This is a genomic window from Microbacterium memoriense (assembly GCF_025398275.1).
In the GTDB taxonomy this organism is placed as follows: Bacteria; Actinomycetota; Actinomycetes; order Actinomycetales; family Microbacteriaceae; genus Microbacterium; species Microbacterium memoriense.
On sequence record NZ_JAODOR010000006.1, the window covers coordinates 1 to 19,258 of the forward strand.

The 19,258-nt window shown below is 68.6% G+C and carries 16 protein-coding genes; 13 read left to right on the forward strand and 3 right to left on the reverse strand.

Annotated features, from left to right (window positions below; genetic code table 11):
• A partial coding sequence (gene infB / locus N4R40_RS05535; protein WP_261606375.1) for a translation initiation factor IF-2 occupies positions 1-2,319 on the forward strand: 2,319 nt, incomplete at its 5' end.
• Positions 2,320-2,375: 56 nt separating this feature from the next.
• Complete coding sequence (gene rbfA, locus N4R40_RS05540) at positions 2,376-2,846, forward strand: 30S ribosome-binding factor RbfA (protein ID WP_261606376.1); 471 nt, start codon at positions 2,376-2,378, stop codon at positions 2,844-2,846.
• 5 nt (positions 2,847-2,851) lie between these two features.
• On the opposite strand, the gene N4R40_RS05545 is transcribed toward rbfA, so the two are convergent.
• Positions 2,852-3,724, reverse strand: coding sequence for an HhH-GPD family protein (locus N4R40_RS05545; RefSeq protein WP_261606377.1), 873 nt, complete (start codon positions 3,722-3,724; stop codon positions 2,852-2,854).
• 164 nt (positions 3,725-3,888) lie between these two features.
• Here N4R40_RS05545 and truB point away from each other — a divergent pair, with 164 nt between their 5' ends.
• From truB to N4R40_RS05565, 4 genes are read left to right on the forward strand one after another with little or no spacing between them, the layout of a single operon-like run.
• On the forward strand, positions 3,889-4,785 hold the full coding sequence (truB, locus tag N4R40_RS05550) for a tRNA pseudouridine(55) synthase TruB (RefSeq protein ID WP_261606378.1): 897 nt from the start codon (positions 3,889-3,891) through the stop codon (positions 4,783-4,785).
• A complete protein-coding gene (locus N4R40_RS05555) occupies positions 4,782-5,150 on the forward strand; it encodes a hypothetical protein (protein WP_261606379.1) in 369 nt (122 codons plus the stop codon). The genes truB and N4R40_RS05555 overlap by 4 nt, the downstream gene beginning before the upstream one ends.
• A gap of 35 nt (positions 5,151-5,185) precedes the next feature.
• Positions 5,186-5,629 (forward strand): hypothetical protein, encoded by a 444-nt coding sequence (locus tag N4R40_RS05560; RefSeq protein ID WP_261606380.1) that lies wholly within the window; start codon positions 5,186-5,188, stop codon positions 5,627-5,629.
• The gene (locus tag N4R40_RS05565) at positions 5,626-6,591 is read left to right on the forward strand and encodes a bifunctional riboflavin kinase/FAD synthetase (RefSeq protein ID WP_261606381.1); all 966 of its coding nucleotides are present in this window, start codon (positions 5,626-5,628) and stop codon (positions 6,589-6,591) included. The genes N4R40_RS05560 and N4R40_RS05565 overlap by 4 nt, the downstream gene beginning before the upstream one ends.
• Positions 6,592-6,601: 10 nt before the next feature.
• Here N4R40_RS05565 and deoC read toward each other — a convergent pair whose 3' ends face one another.
• Positions 6,602-7,318, reverse strand: coding sequence for a deoxyribose-phosphate aldolase (gene deoC / locus N4R40_RS05570; protein WP_261606382.1), 717 nt, complete (start codon positions 7,316-7,318; stop codon positions 6,602-6,604).
• A 139-nt stretch (positions 7,319-7,457) separates the two neighbouring features.
• Here deoC and N4R40_RS05575 point away from each other — a divergent pair, with 139 nt between their 5' ends.
• From N4R40_RS05575 to N4R40_RS05600, 6 genes are all read left to right on the forward strand, one after another.
• Positions 7,458-8,342, forward strand: a complete 885-nt coding sequence (locus N4R40_RS05575) for a glycerophosphodiester phosphodiesterase (protein ID WP_261606383.1) — start codon at positions 7,458-7,460, stop codon at positions 8,340-8,342.
• Positions 8,343-8,413: 71 nt separating this feature from the next.
• Positions 8,414-8,623, forward strand: coding sequence for a heavy-metal-associated domain-containing protein (locus N4R40_RS05580; RefSeq protein WP_261606384.1), 210 nt, complete (start codon positions 8,414-8,416; stop codon positions 8,621-8,623).
• Position 8,624: 1 nt separating this feature from the next.
• Positions 8,625-10,874, forward strand: a complete 2,250-nt coding sequence (locus tag N4R40_RS05585; protein WP_261606385.1) for a heavy metal translocating P-type ATPase — start codon at positions 8,625-8,627, stop codon at positions 10,872-10,874.
• Positions 10,875-11,047: 173 nt separating this feature from the next.
• Positions 11,048-13,210 carry a DEAD/DEAH box helicase gene (locus tag N4R40_RS05590; RefSeq protein WP_261606386.1) on the forward strand — a complete coding sequence of 721 codons (2,163 nt, stop codon included), beginning with the start codon at positions 11,048-11,050 and terminating at the stop codon, positions 13,208-13,210.
• A 122-nt stretch (positions 13,211-13,332) separates the two neighbouring features.
• A complete protein-coding gene (locus N4R40_RS05595) occupies positions 13,333-14,361 on the forward strand; it encodes a 6-phosphofructokinase (protein WP_261606387.1) in 1,029 nt (342 codons plus the stop codon).
• 214 nt (positions 14,362-14,575) lie between these two features.
• A complete protein-coding gene (locus N4R40_RS05600) occupies positions 14,576-15,490 on the forward strand; it encodes an endonuclease domain-containing protein (RefSeq protein WP_261606388.1) in 915 nt (304 codons plus the stop codon).
• A gap of 270 nt (positions 15,491-15,760) precedes the next feature.
• Here N4R40_RS05600 and N4R40_RS05605 read toward each other — a convergent pair whose 3' ends face one another.
• Positions 15,761-17,863, reverse strand: a complete 2,103-nt coding sequence (locus N4R40_RS05605; protein WP_261606389.1) for a S9 family peptidase — start codon at positions 17,861-17,863, stop codon at positions 15,761-15,763.
• Positions 17,864-18,033: 170 nt separating this feature from the next.
• On the opposite strand from N4R40_RS05605, the gene N4R40_RS05610 reads away from it, so the two are divergent.
• Positions 18,034-19,236: an inorganic phosphate transporter gene (locus N4R40_RS05610; RefSeq protein ID WP_261606390.1), complete on the forward strand. Its 1,203-nt coding sequence runs from the start codon at positions 18,034-18,036 to the stop codon at positions 19,234-19,236.
• Positions 19,237-19,258: the final 22 nt, after the last annotated feature.

A 19,258-nucleotide genomic window follows, 5' to 3' on the forward strand; every position in this document is an offset into this window, starting at 1 on the left:
GGCAACAACCCGTTCGCGTCGGCACAGGGCATGGGTCAGCGTCCCGCCGGCCCCCGCCCCGGCAACAACCCGTTCGCGTCGGCGCAGGGCATGGGCCAGCGCCCGAGCCCGACTCCCGGCAACATCCCGCGTCCCCAGGCCCCGCGCCCCGGCGCCCCTCGTCCCGGCGCTCCGCGTCCGGGTGGTCCGGGCCGTCCCGGTGGCGCCGGTCGCCCCGGCGCTCCGTTCCAGCAGCGTCCCGGCGGCCCCGGTCGTCCCGGCGGTGCCGGTGGCTTCCAGCGTCCCGGTGGTGCACCCGGTGCAGCTCCGGCCGGCGGTTTCGCCGGTCGTCCCGGCGGTGGCGGTGGCCGTGGCCGCGGCCCCGGCGGTGGTACGGCAGGTGCCTTCGGTAAGGGTGGCGGCAAGTCCAAGCAGCGCAAGTCGCGTCGGGCGAAGCGGCAAGAATTCGAGATGCGGGATGCCCCGACGGTCGGTGGCGTCAACGTCTCGCGCGGTAACGGCGAGATCATCCGCATGCGCCGCGGCGCATCCATCTCGGACTTCGCCGACAAGATCGAGAACATCACCGGCTACACGGTGCAGCCCGGAACGCTCGTCACCATCCTGTTCAACCTGGGTGAGATGGCGACCGCGACCGAGTCGCTCGATGAGGCGACCTTCGAGGTCTTGGGCGCCGAACTCGGCTACAAGATCCAGATGGTCTCTCCCGAGGACGAGGACAAGGAACTCCTCGAGACCTTCGGTCTGGACCTCGACCAGGAGCTCGAGGACGAGAGCGAAGACGACCTCGAGATCCGTCCGCCGGTCGTGACCGTCATGGGTCACGTCGACCACGGTAAGACGCGCCTTCTCGATGCGATCCGCAACGCGAACGTCGTCGCCGGTGAAGCCGGTGGCATCACGCAGCACATCGGTGCGTACCAGGTGTGGACCGAGCACGAGGGCATCGAGCGTGCCATCACGTTCATCGACACCCCGGGCCACGAGGCCTTCACGGCCATGCGTGCCCGTGGCGCGCAGGTCACCGACCTCGCGATCCTCGTGGTCGCCGCCGACGACGGCATCATGCCGCAGACGGTCGAGGCGCTCAACCACGCTCAGGCCGCGAACGTGCCGATCGTGGTCGCGGTCAACAAGGTCGACAAGCCCGACGCCAACCCGGCCAAGGTCCGTCAGCAGCTGACCGAATACGGCCTGGTCGCCGAGGAGTACGGCGGAGATGTGATCTTCGTGGATGTCTCGGCCCGCGATGGCCTCAACATCCAGGGTCTGCTCGACGCGGTCCTCCTGACGGCGGACGCCGGGCTCGACCTCACGGCCAACCCGAACAAGGCTGCCCGCGGTGTCGCGATCGAAGCGAAGCTCGACAAGGGTCGCGGTTCGGTTGCCACCGTCCTCATCCAGTCCGGAACGCTGCGCGTCGGCGACTCGATCGTCGCGGGCACCGCCTATGGGCGAGTGCGTGCGATGGCGGACGAGAACGGCGACGCTGTTCTGGAGGCGTACCCGTCGCGTCCGGTGCAGGTGCAGGGTCTGAACTCTGTGCCGCGCGCCGGTGACACCTTCATCGTCACGGAAGAGGATCGCCTCGCCCGTCAGATCGCGGAGAAGCGTGAAGCCGCCGAGCGCAATGCCCAGCTGGCCAAGGCCCGCAAGCGCATCTCGCTGGAAGACTTCACGCGTGCTCTCGAGGACGGCAAGGTCGAGTCGCTCAACCTCATCATCAAGGGTGACGTGTCGGGTGCCGTCGAGGCGCTCGAAGAGTCGCTCCTCAAGATCGAGGTCGACGATTCCGTGCAGCTGCGGATCATCCACCGTGGTGTGGGTGCTGTCACCGAGTCCGACATCAACCTGGCGACGATCGACAACGCGATCGTCATCGGCTTCAACGTCCGCCCCGATCCCAAGGCCCGCGAGCGCGCGGCGCGCGAGGGTGTGGATGTCCGGTTCTACTCGGTCATCTACAACGCGATCGACGACGTCGAGCAGTCGCTGAAGGGCCTGCTCAAGCCGGAGTACGAAGAGATCCAGTCCGGTGTCGCCGAGATCCGCGAGGTGTTCCGCTCCTCCAAGTTCGGCAACATCGCCGGTGTCATCGTGCGGTCGGGAACGATCACGCGCAACGCCAAGGCGCGCGTCATCCGCGACGGTGTCGTGCTGGCCGATGGCCTCGCCATCGAGTCGCTGCGCCGCTTCAAGGATGACGTCACCGAGGTCCGCACGGACTTCGAGGCCGGTATCGGACTCGGTAAGTTCAACGACATCCAGATCGGCGACGAGATCGAGACCACGGAAATGATCGAGAAGCCTCGCGGCTGACTCGCATGACGTGAGGGGTGCCTACGGGCACCCCTCACGTGTCGAAAGGAACAGTCATGGGTAATGAACGTCAGGCACGCCTCGGCGACCGCATCCGCGTGATCCTCGCCGAACGCCTCGAGAAGGGCCTTCGCGACCCGCGTTTGGGCTTCGTGACGATCACGGACGTCCGCGTCACGGGCGATCTGCAGCACGCCTCGGTCTTCTACACCGTGTACGGCACCGACGAAGAGCGCCTCTCCTCGGCGCAGGCGCTCGCCTCCGCGACCGGGATGCTGCGCAGCGAAGTCGGCAAGCACCTGAACATCCGACTGACCCCGTCGTTGGAGTTCATTCCAGATGCGCTGCCCGACAACGCCGGTCACATCGCCGACCTGTTGCGCGAAGCGCGGGAGCGCGACGCTGCCGTGGCCGGTCTCGCGACCGGTGCATCGTACGCCGGCGACGCAGACCCCTACCTGAAGCCCCGTGAAGAGGGAGCTGCTGCTCCTGCTCCCGCCGCTTCGGTGAGCGACGACGAGGCCTGAGCGGACTACACCTCCCGCGGCAAGCGGAGGTGTCCGCCCGAGGCTTCGAGAAGTCCGTCGGCGATGAGGGAATCGATCGCGCGATCGCGCTGAGCCGCGTCCGGCCAGTCGGGGATCACGGCATCCTGCGGCACGTCGTGGGTGGATGCGTCGCGCAGCGTCTTCAGGACGGCCCCGCGTGTCTGGCGGTCGCTGCCCTCGTATCGGGCCTGGCGGCGACGGTCGTCGCCCGTGTCCGGATAGCCGGCCGCGCGCCACGCGCACATCGACGCGACCGGGCATGCCTCGCACTTCGGTGCCCTCGCCGTGCAGACGACCGCACCGAGCTCCATCGTCGCCGCGTTGAAGACCGCGGCATCCGTGTCGTCGGCCGGTAGGAGAGCATTCATCGCGACGAGGTCGGCCTTGGCCGGCGACCCCGGCTGCGAGCGTCCGGCGACGGCGCGGGCGATCACGCGCCGAGTGTTGGTGTCGACGACCGGATGACGATCTCCGTAAGCGAAGACGGCCACGGCGCGCGCCGTGTAGTCGCCGATCCCCGTCAACGCCAGCAGGGCCTCGACATCGCGCGGGACGACGCCGTCGTGCCGATCACGGATTTCGACCGCCGCGCGGTGGAGCCACAGGGCACGCCGCGGGTACCCGAGGTTCGCCCACTGCCGCACCGCCTCGGCCGGAGGATCACCGGCGAGGGTCGCGGGTGTCGGCCACCGGCCGAGCCACGCCTCCAGGTGGGGGACCACGCGCGCGACCGGCGTCTGCTGCAGCATGAATTCGCTCACGAGCGTTCCCCACGCGCCGAAGCTCGGTGCCCGCCACGGCAGTTCGCGCGCGTTGCGTCGGTACCACGCGATCAGCGGGGCGGCGAGATCGGGCATCCGGACAGCCTACGTCCCACGCCACGTCCCGTATTCAGTCCGCACGCGCGGGAGTCGGCGACTCCGCTGCGGAAATCCGCGCGCGACCCGGGAGTCCCGCGCCCGGGAGACTGAATACGGTCCGTGATGGCCGCGACATCGGCGGCCGGATTAGGCTGGAAGGCATGCCCGAGCCCCGACCGCAGCCCCGCGGGATCCTCTTGGTGGACAAGCCGCAGGGCATCACGAGCCACGACGTCGTCTCCCGTGCCCGCCGCGCCCTGAACACCCGCAAGATCGGCCATGCCGGCACGCTGGACCCCATGGCCACCGGTCTGCTCGTGCTCGGGATCGGCCCGGCGACGCGCCTGCTGACCTTCATCGTGGGCCTCGGGAAGACCTACGAGGCGACCATCCGGCTCGGCGTCGCGACCGACTCGGATGATGCGGACGGCGTCGAGACGAGCCGTACGGATGCGACCGCGGTCACCGACGATCAGATCCGCGCCGGGATCACCCCGTTGACGGGCGACATCTCGCAAGTGCCCAGCACCGTCTCGGCGATCAAGATCGGCGGCAAGCGTGCGTACGACCTCGCCCGGGCGGGGGAGCACGTGGAACTGCGCGCGCGTGCCGTCACCGTCAGCCGCTTCGACATCGTTGCCGTGCGCCGGGAGGCGGGTGTGGTCGACGTGGATGTCGTCGTCGACTGCTCGAGCGGCACCTACATCCGGGCGCTGGCCCGCGATCTCGGCGCGGACCTCGGTGTCGGAGGGCACCTGACGGCGCTCCGCCGCACGCGCATCGGGCCGTTCGACGTGGCCGATACCGTCGCCGAGATCGTCCCCGAGGTGGAGTTGCGCGCCGATGCGAGCGTCGCCGCCGACGTGCTCGGTGTCTTCGCGGTATCGGCGGAGGAAGCCCGCGATCTCCGGCACGGAAAGCGGCTCCCCGGGGCCGCGGCGCGGCTGACCCGCACGACACCCGCGGCCATCGCACCGGACGGGGAGCTCATCGGAATCGTCGAGCGTCGCGGCGACGACGTCAAAAGTGTCATGAACATGCCGCAGGGTGACGCATGATCGAGTGGTTCGCCCTCGTGCAGGTCGCCGTCGCCGTCGCCGTCGGGCTCGTCTGCGTGTCGCTCGGGCTCGCCGGGCGTCGTCCCAGCGACCTCAGCGTCGGCGGACTCGCGCTCATATTCCTGCTTCTCGTGGCGCAGATCGTCGTGGCGATCGTTGCCCCGCTGACGGGCAACCCGCCGACCGGCAGTGCCCTGGAGTTCTGGGTCTACCTGGTCTCGGCCGTTCTCCTGCCGCCCGCTGCTGTCTTCTGGGCGCTCATCGAACGCAGTCGGTGGAGCACCGTGATCATGGGCATCGCTGCTCTGGCCGTCGCCGTCATGGTGTGGCGGATGCAGGTCATCTGGACCCTGCCGACGCTGTGAAGGCCCGCTCGCTGCGCGATTATCATGGACAGGTCATGTCAACGCCCCGTCCCCGAATGACCGGCATCGGCCGCGTCCTCGTGATCGTCTACGCGATCATGGCTCTCGCGGCGACCGGTCGCTCGTTCGTGCAGATCGTCGAAGACTTCGCCGGCGCCCCGATCGCCTACACACTGTCGGCGATCGCTGCGCTGGTCTACATCCTCGCGACCATCGCGCTCGTGCGCTCCGATTCGCACGCGTGGTACCTCGTGGCGTGGGTGGCGATCTGCTTCGAATTGGCCGGTGTGCTCATCGTCGGGACGCTGAGTCTCACGCATCCCGAGTTCTTCGCGCACGACGCGACGGTGTGGTCCGGCTACGGCTACGGCTACTTCTGGATTCCGCTGGCGCTGCCGTTCATCGGCATCTGGTGGCTCGTGACGTCCGGGCGAACCGAACCGGCGGCTGTCCCCGTCGTGGAGGGATCGAGCTGGTGATCGTCTTCCGTGATCCGGCAGATGTGCCCGCCGGTTTCGGCCCGAGCGTCGTGGCCATCGGCAAATTCGACGGCGTGCACTCCGGGCACCGTGCGGTGATCGATCGCGCCCGCGTGGCGGCCGCCGATGCCGGTGCGCGCGTCGTGGCCGTGACCTTCGACCGCAACCCGCTGAGCTTCCTGCGTCCCGAGCTGTGCCCGGAACCACTCGCGAGTCTCGATCAGAAACTGCGGCTTCTCTCCGCCGAGGGGATCGACGCCGTCCTCGTCCTCCGCTTCGACGCGGCGCTCGCCGATCTCGAGCCGCGCGCCTTCGTCGAGCACGTCCTCGTGGAGTCCCTCGGGGTGAAGACCCTCATGGTGGGCGACGACTTCCGTTTCGGTCGGGGCGGCGTGGGGGATCCCGATCTGCTGATCGCCCTGGGCGGCGAGTTCGGCTTCGCGGTCGATGTCGTCGGGGACGTGCACGGTGGGGGGCGGCGCGTGTCGTCGACCTGGGTACGTGATCTGCTGGATGCCGGCGACGTCGAGGGTGCTGCGCGCTTGCTCGGCCGGCCGCACGCCGTTCAGGGCGAGGTCGTGCACGGGCTCAAGCGCGGGCGTGAGCTGGGGTTTCCGACCGCGAACCTGTCGACGGACGCGGAGGGCTTCATCCCGGCGGACGGCGTGTACGCCGGCTGGTTGATCGACGAAGGCCCGGCAGCGGAGGGCACGCAGCCGATCGGCGCCGTGACCCGGTACCCGGCGGCGATCTCGGTGGGCACGAACCCGACCTTCGATGACGTGCATGCGCGCCAGGTCGAGGCCTACGTCCTCGACGAGACGGACCTCGATCTGTACGGACACCGTGTGCAGATCCAGTTCACGTATCGTGTGCGCGGGATGCTGGCGTTCGACGGCATCGAGGCGCTGATCGATCGCATGGACCAGGACGTCGCGGAGATCCGCCGCGTCCTGGCCTGACGCGCGGAACTCAGTACGACGCGGCGTCGACCGCGCCGGTGGCCTGCTCGCCGGCATCCACTCGGCGTGCCTCACCGAGGATGACGGCGCTTCCGCTCGTGCCGAGCCGTGTCGCGCCGGCGGCGAGCATGGCGAGAGCATCCGCGTAGCTGCGGACCCCGCCGGAGGCCTTCACTTCGACATCCGCGCCGACGTTCGCGCGCATGAGTTCGACATGGGGGACGGTCGCGCCGCCACCGGCGAACCCGGTCGAGGTCTTGACGAAGTTCGCCCCGCCCGCCTCGGTCAAACGGCTCCCGCGTGCGATCTGCTCGTCGTCGAGCAACGCGGTTTCCAGGATGACTTTGGTGATGTGTCCGGATGCCGCCGCCACGACCGCGCGGATGTCGTCCGTGACGACATCGTCGAAGCCGGACCGCAGTGCGCCGATGTTCACAACCATGTCGAATTCGGTCGCCCCGTCGGCCAGAGCCTGCCGGACTTCGGCGACCTTGGCGGCGGTCGATGTGGTGCCGTGCGGGAATCCGATGACGGTGCCGACGGCGACGCCGGTACCCGTGAGACGCGCAACGGCGTAGGAGATATCGCTCGGGCGCACGCAGACGCTGAAGACGCCCCATTCCGCCGCGATGTCGAGTTCGGCGTCCACGTCGGCGCGGGTCAATTCGGGCTTGAGGATCGCGTGGTCAAGGGTGGCGGCGAGTGCGCGTTCGGTGATGGTGGCCATTCCTCCAGCGTACGCGCGTGGGCCTGTCGGGAGGACAGCGTGCGGCGACGTGGACCGCGGGTGAACAAAAGATAACGAATGGGTAACGTGACCCGCTAGGGTGGTCGAGACGACGTCGTCACAGCGTGAAGGAACCTCAATGACCGCACCGCCGCGGACCGATGGACTGCCGGCCCTGTTGATCGTGTGCGTGTTGGCCGTGGCCAGTGTGGTGATCGGGGCCATGGGGGTCGCGCCCAGCCGGGTCACGGCGGAAGAACTGCTCGGCGCGGCACGTGATCCGGGGGAGACGGCCTTCGTCGCCGGTCACCGTGGGGGCACGACCGCCGCACCGGAGAACACCCTGCCGGCTGTCCGCGAAGCCCTGCGCGCCGGCTTCGAGTACGTCGAAGTCGACCTCGTGCTGACCGCCGATGGTCATGCCGTCCTGATGCACGACAGAACCGTGGATCGCACGACCGACGGGCAGGGGTCGGTCGCGGCTCTGACACTCGACGAGGTGCGCGATCTCGACGCCGGTTCGTGGTTCTCGCCGGCCTTCGCCGGCACCCAGGTACCGACCGCGGAGGAGTTCCTCGATGTCCTGGCCGGCTCGCACGCCCGAGCGATTCTGGATCTCAAGGGCACCTGGACTCCGGAGGCGGCGGCGACACTGGTGGGCAGTCTGGTCGAGCGTGATCTCGAGCGGGTCGTGGCTGTCGCGAGCTTCGACGCGCGGACTCTGGCGTACGTGCAGGCACGTTCCGAGGTCGTCGCTCGCCTGATCAGCCTCAAGAAGCTGCCGAGCGACATCGCGCACGCGGTGCGACAGGTGGGAGCGCGCGGCATCCTGATCGGGAGGAAGGCCCTGGAAGCGCAACCCGAGGTGATCGACGAGTTGCACGCCGCAGGGCTGCGGGTGATCGTCTACACGCTCAATTCCGACACCCAGTGGGGGAGGGTCACCGATCTCGGCGTCGACGGGATCGTGACGGACGACGCGGGGCTGTTGTACTCGTGGCAGCAGGGTCTGGCCGACGGGTAGGGAATACCCCCGGGGGGTATTATTGTTGTCACCGAGGCGAGCGGTATCCGTTCCCGAGCACAGGAGATGACATGACGACTCAGACCTTCACGATCGACGGCATGACCTGTGGCCACTGCAGTGCAGCGGTCACGCGCGAGGTGCGAGGTGTCGCGGGTGTCGATGACGTCGCCGTCGATGTGGCGGCGGGAACCCTCACCGTCACGATGGATGGGGTGGCCGATGCGCAGATCGCCGCGGCGGTCAGCGAGGCGGGGTACACGCTCGTCGGCCGGAAGTGACATGACTCCCACAGATGCCCGCTCCGACGCGGTCCTCGATATCGAGGGAATGACCTGCGCCAGTTGCGTTGCGCGGGTGGAAAAGCGTCTCACCCGTGTCGAAGGCGTCGACGCCACGGTGAACCTCGCGACCGAAACGGCGCGCGTGAGCTTCCCGGCCGCCCTCGATCCCGACGAACTCGTCCAGGCTGTCCGTGCCGCCGGCTACGACGCCGTCGTGCGCCCTCGCACTGTTCCTGCCGAGGGCCACGTCGCCGGGGCTGACCACGCGCACGATCACGGCGACGTCGCCGGGCGCACGTCACTGCGAACCCGGCTGATCGTCAGCGCGGCACTCGCGGTCCCCGTGATCGCCGTCAGCATGGTGCCCGCGTGGCAGTTCCCGGGCTGGCAGTGGCTCTGCCTCGTGCTCACCACGCCGATCGTGCTGTGGGGCGGATGGCCGTTCCACCGCGCGACGTTCGCCGCCGGGCGTCACGGCGCGTTGACCATGGACACGCTGATCACCCTCGGTACCGGAGCTGCGTTCCTGTGGAGTCTCTGGGCGATGCTGTTCGGCACGGCCGGGCGGATCGGGCTCACCCACGATGCGGACCTGTTCGGCCCCGTCCACGACCCGAGCGCGCTCGTCTACTTCGAGGTGAGCGCGGCCGTCACGGTGTTCCTGTTGTTGGGGCGCGTTGTCGAGCAACGTTCCAAGCGCCGCGCCGGCGCAGCCGTTCAGGCGCTGCTCGCGCTGTCCGCTGCCGAGGTCGAGCTCGTCGACGGGTCCCGGATCCCGGTCGAGGATCTGCAGGTCGGGGACGACTTCCTCACGCGACCCGGCGAGAAGGTCGCGTCGGATGGCCGGGTCGCCCAGGGGCGCGCATCGGTCGACCAGAGCATGCTGACCGGTGAATCGGCCCCCGTGGAGGTCGGCCCGGGCGATGTCGTCACCGGTGGCACCCTCGCCGTCGACGGCCGATTGATCGTCACCGCCACGTCGGTGGGCGCCGATACGCGACTCGCGCACATGGCGCGCCTCGTCGAAGACGCTCAGGCGGGGAAGAGTCATGTCCAGCGCCTCGCCGATCGCATCTCGGCGGTATTCGTGCCGATCGTGATCGCGCTCTCGATCCTCACTCTGGTCGTCTGGGTCGCGCTCGGGGGTGGGATCGCAGCCGGATTCACCGCTGCTGTCGCGGTCCTCATCATCGCCTGCCCGTGCGCGCTCGGGCTCGCCACGCCGATCGCGATCCTGGTGGGTACGGGCCGGGGCGCGCAGCTGGGTGTCCTGATCACGGGACCCGAAGCGCTGGAGAGTGCCGACCGCATCGACACCGTCATCCTTGACAAGACGGGGACCGTGACGACCGGCGAGATGAGTGTGCGCGGCATCGACGTGCTCGATGCTGACACGCATGCCGACACGGTCGCCCACCTGGTGGCGTCGCTCGAGCACGCGTCCGAGCATCCCGTCGCGCGTGCGCTTGCCGCACTGAGCGCGACCCCGGCATCCGTCGAAGAGTTCACCGGCCACGCCGGCCGGGGCGTCACCGGCACCGTCGACGGACACGCCGTCTTCGCCGGTCGTCCCGCCTTCGCCGAAACGCACACCGGGGCGTTGCCCGACGTCGTGACAGCGGCCGTCCGCCGTGCGGAAGAGGCCGGTGCGACCGCCGTCGTGGCCGGATGGGACGGGCGTGTGCGCGCCGTCGTGACGGTCGCCGACACCGTCCGACCCGATAGTGCCGCGGCCGTCTCGTCCCTGCAGGGCATGGGGTTGCACGTTCTCCTCCTCACCGGAGACAACGCCGGCGCGGCCGCGACAGCGGCGCGCGCCGCCGGGATCGACGACGTGATCTCCGGGGTCTTGCCCGAAGGCAAGGTCGCCGAGATCCGCCGACTGCAGGCGGCGGGCCGCCGCGTCGCGATGGTCGGTGACGGCATCAACGACGCCGCGGCGCTGGCCACCGCCGACCTCGGGATCGCGATGGGCGGCGGGACGGATGCCGCGGTCCACGCGAGCGACATCGCGGTGACCGGCGTCGGGCTCGCCCCCGTCGTCACCGCGATCCGGCTCAGTCGGCGCACGATGGCGATCATCCGCGGCAACCTGTTCTGGGCGTTCGCGTACAACGTCGCCGCCCTCCCCCTCGCGGCGTTCGGATTGCTGAACCCGATGATCGCGGGAGCGGCGATGGCGTTCTCGAGCGTGTTCGTCGTGCTCAACAGCCTGCGCCTGCGGGCGGCGCCAGGTCGAGCGCGCTAGACTGGCGCCGAGGGCCTGTCCCATCTGTCGCCGCAGCTCGCAGAAGTGAGTACCCGCAGCCGGGTGGATCGGACCTCGTGCATTTCCCCCGCGGCGACAGTCGCGGACTCCGACCGACCGGTCATTCCGACCGGTTCCGCCGGCTCTCACCGGCATCCACGCTCAGGAGGAGCATGCCGCCCACGGCATCCACCGCATCTGCTCAGCGCGCGTCCAACAGACGGCGCAAGAGCTCTCCGGCGCGACGCGACGACGACGCGCCGCTCATCCCGATCCTCGCGCGCAAAGTGCGCGAGGTCGAGGCCAAGGCCCAGCGCGGCAAGCTCGGCCCGACCAACCGCGTCAAGTTCCAGGTGATCGCCTTCCTCGTCCGCGAGGAGCGCGCCCGCGTCAAATCCGATGAGTCCGTGCCCGCCGGCGCGCGTGCCGAGCTTCTCAAGCGCCTCGACGGTGTTGCCACGATCCTCGCCAAGACCGCCGCCCGCGATACGTCGCTGATCCAGCTGCTGGAAGTCGACCAGGCCACGACACCGGTCGCCAAGCGCATGCGGCGCGATTGGCTGCTGGAATCCGGCGCCGAACTCGCCGAAGACGAGCTGATCATCACCGACGTGGCCCCCGTGCAGACCCAGGTCGTGCCTGCGGCGCTCGCCGAACGGCAGGTCATCCCCGTCCAGATCGAGGCCCGACGCGAGTCGAACCCGTTCCTCGCGCCCGACGTGGCGCTGCGCGCTCCGTCCTCCACCGCCCGCCGTCGCCTCGACGGCTGGGAGCTGATGGGTCCGCTCTACAAGGCGTTCGAGACGGGCGCCGGTGGGTCTGCGGCTTCCATGGAGTTGCCGCCTGTGCCCGAGTTCGATCGCCTGTCGCCCAAGGGCCTGGAGATCATGCCGCACCAGTCGCGGTTCCTCGAGGCCGTCCGGGCCGGGCACCGCTCGTTCCTGCTGGCCGATGAACCGGGCCTCGGCAAGACCGCGCAGTCGGTCGTGGCAGCATCCATCGCGAATGCGTACCCGCTGCTGGCCGTCGTGCCCAACGTCGTGAAGATGAACTGGGCACGTGAGGTCGAACGATGGACGCCGCAGCGGCGCGCCACGGTGATCTCCGGGGACGGTGGCGACATCGACGCGTTCGCGGACGTGTTCATCGTCAACTACGAGGTCCTCGACCGGCATCTGGCGTGGCTCAGCTCGATCGGGCTGAAGGGGATGGTCGTCGACGAGGCGCACTTCATCAAGAACCTCACCTCGCAGCGGTCGCAGAACGTTCTCGGTCTCGCCGCCCGCATCCGTGAGCAGGTGCGCGACCCGCTCATGCTCGCTCTGACGGGCACGCCACTGATCAACGACGTCGAGGACTTCGATGCGATCTGGCGTTTCCTCGGCTGGACCAACGGCGAGAAGCCGGGGCCGGAGCTCATGGAGCGCCTCGACGCGACGGGCCTGACCCCCGCCGACAAGGCGTTCTACCCCGAGGCTCGCGACGCCGTCATCTCGCTCGGCATCGTCCGACGCAAGAAGAAGGACGTCGCGGCCGACCTGCCCGACAAGCTCGTGGCCGATCTCCCCGTGGAACTCGACGACGACTTCGGACGTTCGATCCGCGCGGCCGAGCGCGAACTCGGCGATCGCATGGCGGCGAAGTACCGCCGGATCATCGAGGCGCGCGGCGACAAGGTCTTCCGTGGCGAATTCGATGAGGACATCGTGCGGCTCGTCGCGCACGGAGAACTCGAGGATTCCAAGGCTGCCGGCAACGGTGGCGACAATGTCTTCACGATGGTGCGCAAGATCGGTCAGGCCAAGGCGTTGCTGGCGGCGGACTACGCGGTGCAGCTGCAGCGATCGGTCGGCAAGGTCGTCTTCTTCGCGAAGCACATCGACGTGATGGATGCCGCCGAGGCGCATTTCGCATCGGCGGGGTTGCGGACGATCTCGATCCGCGGCGACCAGACGACCCCGGCCCGACAGCTCGCGATCGATGCCTTCAACAACGATCCCGACGTCGCGATCGCGGTGTGTTCGCTGACGGCGGCCGGCGTCGGTCTCAACATGCAGGCGGCGTCCAACGTCGTGCTCGCGGAGCTCAGCTGGACCGCCGCCGAGCAGACGCAGGCGATCGACCGCGTGCACCGCATCGGTCAGGACGAGCCCGTCACGGCGTGGCGGATCATCGCGGCGCACACGATCGACACGAAGATCGCCGAGCTGATCGATTCGAAGCAGGGCCTCGCGGCTCGCGCCCTCGACGGCGAACAGCTCGATCCGACCTCGAGCGACTCGGTCCAGATGTCTGCGCTCATGCACCTGCTGCGGCAGGCTCTCGGCACGCGTTGACGCAGCATCCGCACGATCGGGTTTTTGCCCGGTCGTGCGGATGGCCGTGCGGTGCCCCGGAGCGATAGTGTCGGGGGAGGCAGCGACGCCGTACGCAGATCACTGAAACAAAGGGTCCCCACATGAAGATCGGCATCCTCACCAGCGGCGGCGATTGCCCCGGACTGAACGCCGTCATCCGCGGTCTCGTGCTCAAGGGCACGACCAACTACAACGTCGAGTTCGTCGGCATCCGTGATGGATGGCGTGGCGTCGTCGACGGCGACTTCTTCCCGCTCACGCGGCACGAGGTCAAGGGCCTCTCCAAGGTCGGCGGCACGATCCTCGGCACGAGCCGCACGAATCCCTATGAGGGTCCGCGCGGCGGCGCCGAGAACATCAAGGCGACGATGTACGGTCACCGCCTCGACGGCATCGTGGCGATCGGCGGCGAGGGCACTCTTGCCGCGGCGAACCGCCTGTACAACGACGGCATCAACGTCATGGGTGTGCCCAAGACGATCGACAACGACCTCCGCGCGACCGACTACTCGTTCGGTTTCGACACGGCCGTCAACATCGCGACCGAGGCGATGGATCGCCTCCGCACCACGGGCGATTCGCACCAGCGATGCATGGTCGCCGAAGTCATGGGACGCCACGTCGGCTGGATCGCTCTGCACTCCGGGATCGCCGCCGGCGCCCACGTCATCTGCATCCCCGAGGTGCCGATGTCGATCGACGAGATCACCGCGCAGGTGCAGAAGGCCCACGACCGCGGCCGCGCGCCGCTGATCGTCGTCTCGGAGGGGTTCACTCTCCAGGGCATGGATGAGGCGTACAGCGACAAGGGCCTGGACGCGTTCAACCGCCCGCGCCTCGGTGGCATCAGCGAGATCCTCGCGCCCGAGATCGAGCGCATCACGGGCATCGAGACCCGTGCAACGGTTCTCGGCCACATCCAGCGGGGCGGTTCGCCGTCGGCCTTCGACCGCGTGCTGGCGACTCGGCTCGGCCTGCACGCCGCGGACGCGGTCGTCGAGGGCGCGTGGGGCCAGATGGTGTCGATGAAGGGCACCGACATCGTCCGTGTCCCCTTCGAGGAGGCCCTGGGCGAACTGAACACCGTCCCGATCTACCGCTACGAAGAGGCCGCCGCTCTCTTCGGCTGACCCCCACCCGTCGTCCCACTTGGGGCGGCCCTTGTCCCACTTTCGGCATACTTTGTCCCACTTGTGGTCGATTCTGACGCCAGAAACCAGCCACAAGTGGGACAAGGGTCGGTTGTGGACCGGAGCTTCCTCCACAATGTGAGGCTTCGCCGCGTCATCCACCGATCGCACCGCAGGGTGCCCGCTCGCGGGGCGCGCGGACGACGATGGGCGGATGCCGGCATCCGACGATCCTGCCGCACTCCTTCCTGCGGCGTTCACTGTTGCGCAAGCGCGCGCGGTCGGCGTTGAGCGAGGACGACTGCGCGGGCTGGCCTACACCACCCCGTTTCATTCCGTCCGAGTGCGGGGCGCCGTAGAGGCGAACTCGCTGACGGCGTCGTGTCTCGCATTCGTGCCGCGGTTGACGGACGGACAGTTCTTCAGCCATGAGACGGCGCTCGTCCAGCACGGCGTGCCGATGCCGGAGTGGCCCTATCGGCCTGCCGTGCATGTGTCCGCGTACCGGCCCGCACGCGAGCCACGCACGCGCGGCATCATCGGGCATCGGCTGCAGCTTCGTGAACCGGCATTCGCGGTCATCGGCGCCCTTCCGATCGAGAATCCGGTGCGCGCATGGCGGCAGGTGGGGAGGCTATGGAGCTTCGCCGATCTTGTCGCGGCGGCTGACTTCCTCATTTCCGGGGATCGTCCTCTCGCGGCGGTCGAGGATCTGCGCGCGGAGATCGCCACCATGGGCGATGTGCGAAGCGGGATCCTCGCCCGTTCGTTGCGCGCCGTGCGTTTCGGGGTGCGGTCGCCGCGTGAAACGCGACTGCGGCTCCTGCTTGGGGATGCAGGATTCCCCGAGCCGGCCGTGGGGTGGAATCTGTTCGACGACCGCGGCGAGTTCGTCGCTGAACTCGACCTGGCGTTCCCGCGCTATCGCGTGGCGATCGAGTACGACGGCCGCGTGCACGCGGAGGATGCCGCGCAGTTCGCACGGGATGCGGACCGGTGGGCTGCCATCCGGGACATGGGGTGGGATCACCGGCGTGTGCTGTCGCATCACATGGGCAGCGGTGGACGTGCTGCCGTGGCGATTGTTCGTGATGCGCTGACGCGGGCGGGGTGGACGCCAGGCCGGTGACCGCCGATCGCTGGCCTCGCTGACCGGGCGTTGCGCGCTGCCGACCGGGCGTCGTCCCCCGCATCCTTCACCCTGCCGTCGCGTGCGCCGCCGCATCCTGCCGCCTCGCCCTCGCCCTCGCCCTCGCCCTCGCCGAGACAGCATGTCCCAAAAGTGGCTGAAATTCCGCGCCGAAACCAGCCACAAGTGGGACACCGGTTGCCCAAAGTGGGACACAGGCTGCCCAAAGTGGGACACGCGCGGCAGCCGCAGGGGCGGCAGCTGCGGGGATCAGTCGGCGAGGTCGAGGACGTCCAGCAGCCAGGCGAGTTCGAACGCCCGCTGGCGCCACGCGTTGTACCGGCCGCTGACACCACCGTGCCCGGCGACCATCTCGCACTTCAGCAGCGCGTCGGCGCCGACGGCGCGCAGACGCGCCACCCACTTGGCCGGCTCGACGTAGAACACGCGGGTGTCGTTGAGCGACGTCGCGGCCAGGATGCGCGGATACGCCACATCCGTCCGGACGTTCTCGTACGGCGTGTAGGACTTCATGTACGCGTAGACCTCGGGATCGTGCAGCGGGTCACCCCACTCATCCCACTCGATCACGGTCAACGGCAGCGACGGGTCCAAGATCGTCGTCAGCGCGTCGACGAACGGCACGTCAGCCAGGATGCCGGCGAACATCTCGGGAGCGATGTTCGCGACCGCGCCCATCAGAAGTCCCCCCGCCGAGCCGCCTTCGGCGACCATGCGATCGGGTGTGGTGACGCCCGAAGCCACCAACTCGTGCGCGCAAGCCACGAAGTCGGTGAACGTGTTGCGCTTGTGCCCGAGCTTCCCGTCCTCGTACCACTGCCGACCCATCTCGCCGCCACCGCGGACGTGCGCGACGGCGAAGATCACACCACGGTCGAGCATCGACAGTCGCGCGACCGAGAAGCCGGGTTCGATCGAGTGTTCGTACGAACCGTAGCCGTACAGGTGCACGGGCCGCGGACCGTCCCCGGGCGTGCCGAAGGACGTCTTCCACACGAGTGAGATCGGTACCCGCACGCCGTCGGATGCCGTCGCCCACACCCGCGATTGCGCGTAGTCGTCGGCGTCATAGCCGCCGAGCACCGGCTGGCGCTTGCGCAACAGGAACTCACCCGTCGCGACGACATAGTCGTACACGGTGCCCGGGGTCACGAACGACCCGTAGCCGAGGCGCACGAGCGGCGGCGCCCATTCCGGGTTACCTGCGGCGCCGGCCGAATACAGCTCCTCGGCGAAGTCGAGTTCGTCGACGCGGTCCGTCGCATAGTCGAGCATGCCCATGCGGGCGAGGCCCTCGCGCCGGTAGGACACCACGCCCCAGTCGCGGAACGCCGAGACGTCCAGCAGCCTGCGGCCGGGCTCGTGGGCGAGCACGACCGCGCGTGGGCCGGTCGGATTGGCCGCCGAGACCCGAACGAGCTCGAAGTCGAGAGCGTCGTGGTTGTGCAGGATGTACAGCACGTCCTCGCCGTCCACGACCGCGTGGGTCGCGGAGTACTCGACCCCCTCGCGCCGCGGCCAGATCGAGCGCGGCTCGGAGCGGAGGTCGGCGGCATCCACGAGGTACTCCTCGGAGGTGATCGACGACCCCACTTCGATCACGAGGTAGCGCTGGCTCCGCGTGAAACCGGCTCCCACCCAGTACCGCTCGTCAGACTCGTGGAACAGCGTCACATCGTCGGATGCCGGCGTTCCCACTTCATGCAGCCACACGGTGTCGGGCCGCCAGGCATCGTCGACCGTCGTGTAGACGACGAAGCGCCCGTCGGGGGAGAACATGGCTCCGGACGAGGTCTGCTCGATCACATCGGGCAGGTCCTTCCCGGTGCCGAGATCGCGGATGCGCAGCGTGTAGCGCTCATCGCCCTCGCTGTCGACGCCGTAGAGCAGGAGCGTGCCGTCGACGGAGACGTCGAAGCTGCCGAGCGAGAAGAACTCCAACCCGTCGGCCTCGATGTTGCCGTCCAGGAGCACCTGCTCGCCCGGCACATCGACTCCGGGGGAGAGGACCGGCGGTGTCCAGTCGGCGGGGTCGGTCAGTGGCGCGCGACAGTGGATGCCGTACTGCTGTCCTTCGACGGAGCGACCGTAGTACCACCAGTCACCCTCTCGCGTCGGTACCGAGAGGTCGCTTTCGAGCGTCCGCGACTTGATTTCCTGGAAGATGCGTTCCCGCAGGGGTTCCAGCGCCGCGGTGCGCGCCTCCGTGTAGGCGTTCTCCGCTTCGAGGTGAGCGATGACTTCGGGGTCATCCTTCGCGCGCAACCATTCGTACTCGTCGACGACCTCATCGCCGTGGTGGATGCGGGTGATCGGGCGGACGGGGGCGACGGGCGGGAGAAGCGTGGTCACTCTGCAACGGTAGCCGACGCCCAGATCCGACGGCCCGGGTTCTGTGATCGAGCGCGGGTATGGGAGTATTTTCCTCGTCCGGTTGCCGGAACATGAACCCACGGTGAACTCTTCGTTCGCACTCGCCGATCGCCTCGGCATTTCCCACATCCTCTGACGGAAAGCGAACTGTGGAAACGGCTGTACTGATCGTCGTGCTGGTGATCGCCCTGGCGCTGTTCTTCGACTTCACGAACGGCTTCCACGACACCGCGAACGCGATGGCCACGCCCATCGCCACCGGAGCCCTCAAGCCCAAGGTCGCGGTGCTGTTGGCGGCCATCCTGAACCTCGTCGGAGCGTTCCTGTCGACCGAGGTGTCCAAAACGATCTCGCACGGCATGATCAACGAAGAGGGGATCGACGCGGGTACGTTCTTGCCGATCATCTTCGCGGGTCTGGTCGGTGCGATCACCTGGAACATGCTCACGTGGTTGCTGGGACTGCCGTCCAGCTCGTCGCACGCGCTGTTCGGCGGTCTCATCGGGGCGACGGTGGTCGGCGCGAGCGCCGCGGCGATCGACTTCGGCGTCGTGCTCAGCAAGGTCGTCCTCCCCGCGTTGATCGCACCCTTCACGGCCGGGGTCATCGCGTTCCTCGTGACCCGTCTCGCCTACGCGATCACGCGCCGCTACGACGGCAAGCCCGACGGTCGCGACGGTTTCCGCTGGGGACAGATCTTCACCTCCTCGCTCGTCGCGCTCGCGCACGGAACGAACGACGCACAGAAGACGATGGGCGTCATCACGCTCGCTCTCATCACGGCAGGGCTCCAGGACGGTGACCACAGCGACCCGCAAACGTGGGTCATCTTCGCCTGCGCATTCACGATCGCCCTCGGCACCTACATGGGTGGCTGGCGCATCATCCGCACGCTCGGCAAGGGACTCACCGACGTCAAGCCGGCGCAGGGTTTCTCAGCCGAGTCCTCGACGGCCGCCACGATCCTCGCCTCGAGCTTCTTCGGCTTCGCCCTGTCGACGACGCAGGTGGCATCGGGGTCGGTGATCGGCTCGGGTCTCGGCCGCCGCGGTTCCGTCGTCCGGTGGCGCACCGTCGGGCGCATCGCCGTCGGCTGGGTGCTGACGTTGCCGGCGGCCGGCGCGGTCGGCGCGGCGGCGGCCCTGATCGTCGTCTGGCTGGGGCCGCTGTGGGGAGTGCTCGTCGGGACCGTCATCGCGGTCACGATCATCCTCGCGATCTTTGCGCGGTCGCGCCGCAACGCGGTGGATGCCGGCAACGCCATGAGCGAAGTCGCGGATTCGGGCCTGGCCGTCAAGGTCAAGCGCAATCCGCCGCCGACCCGCAAGCAGCGACGGAAGGACCAGAAGTGATCGATTGGCTCGCCTTCCTCCA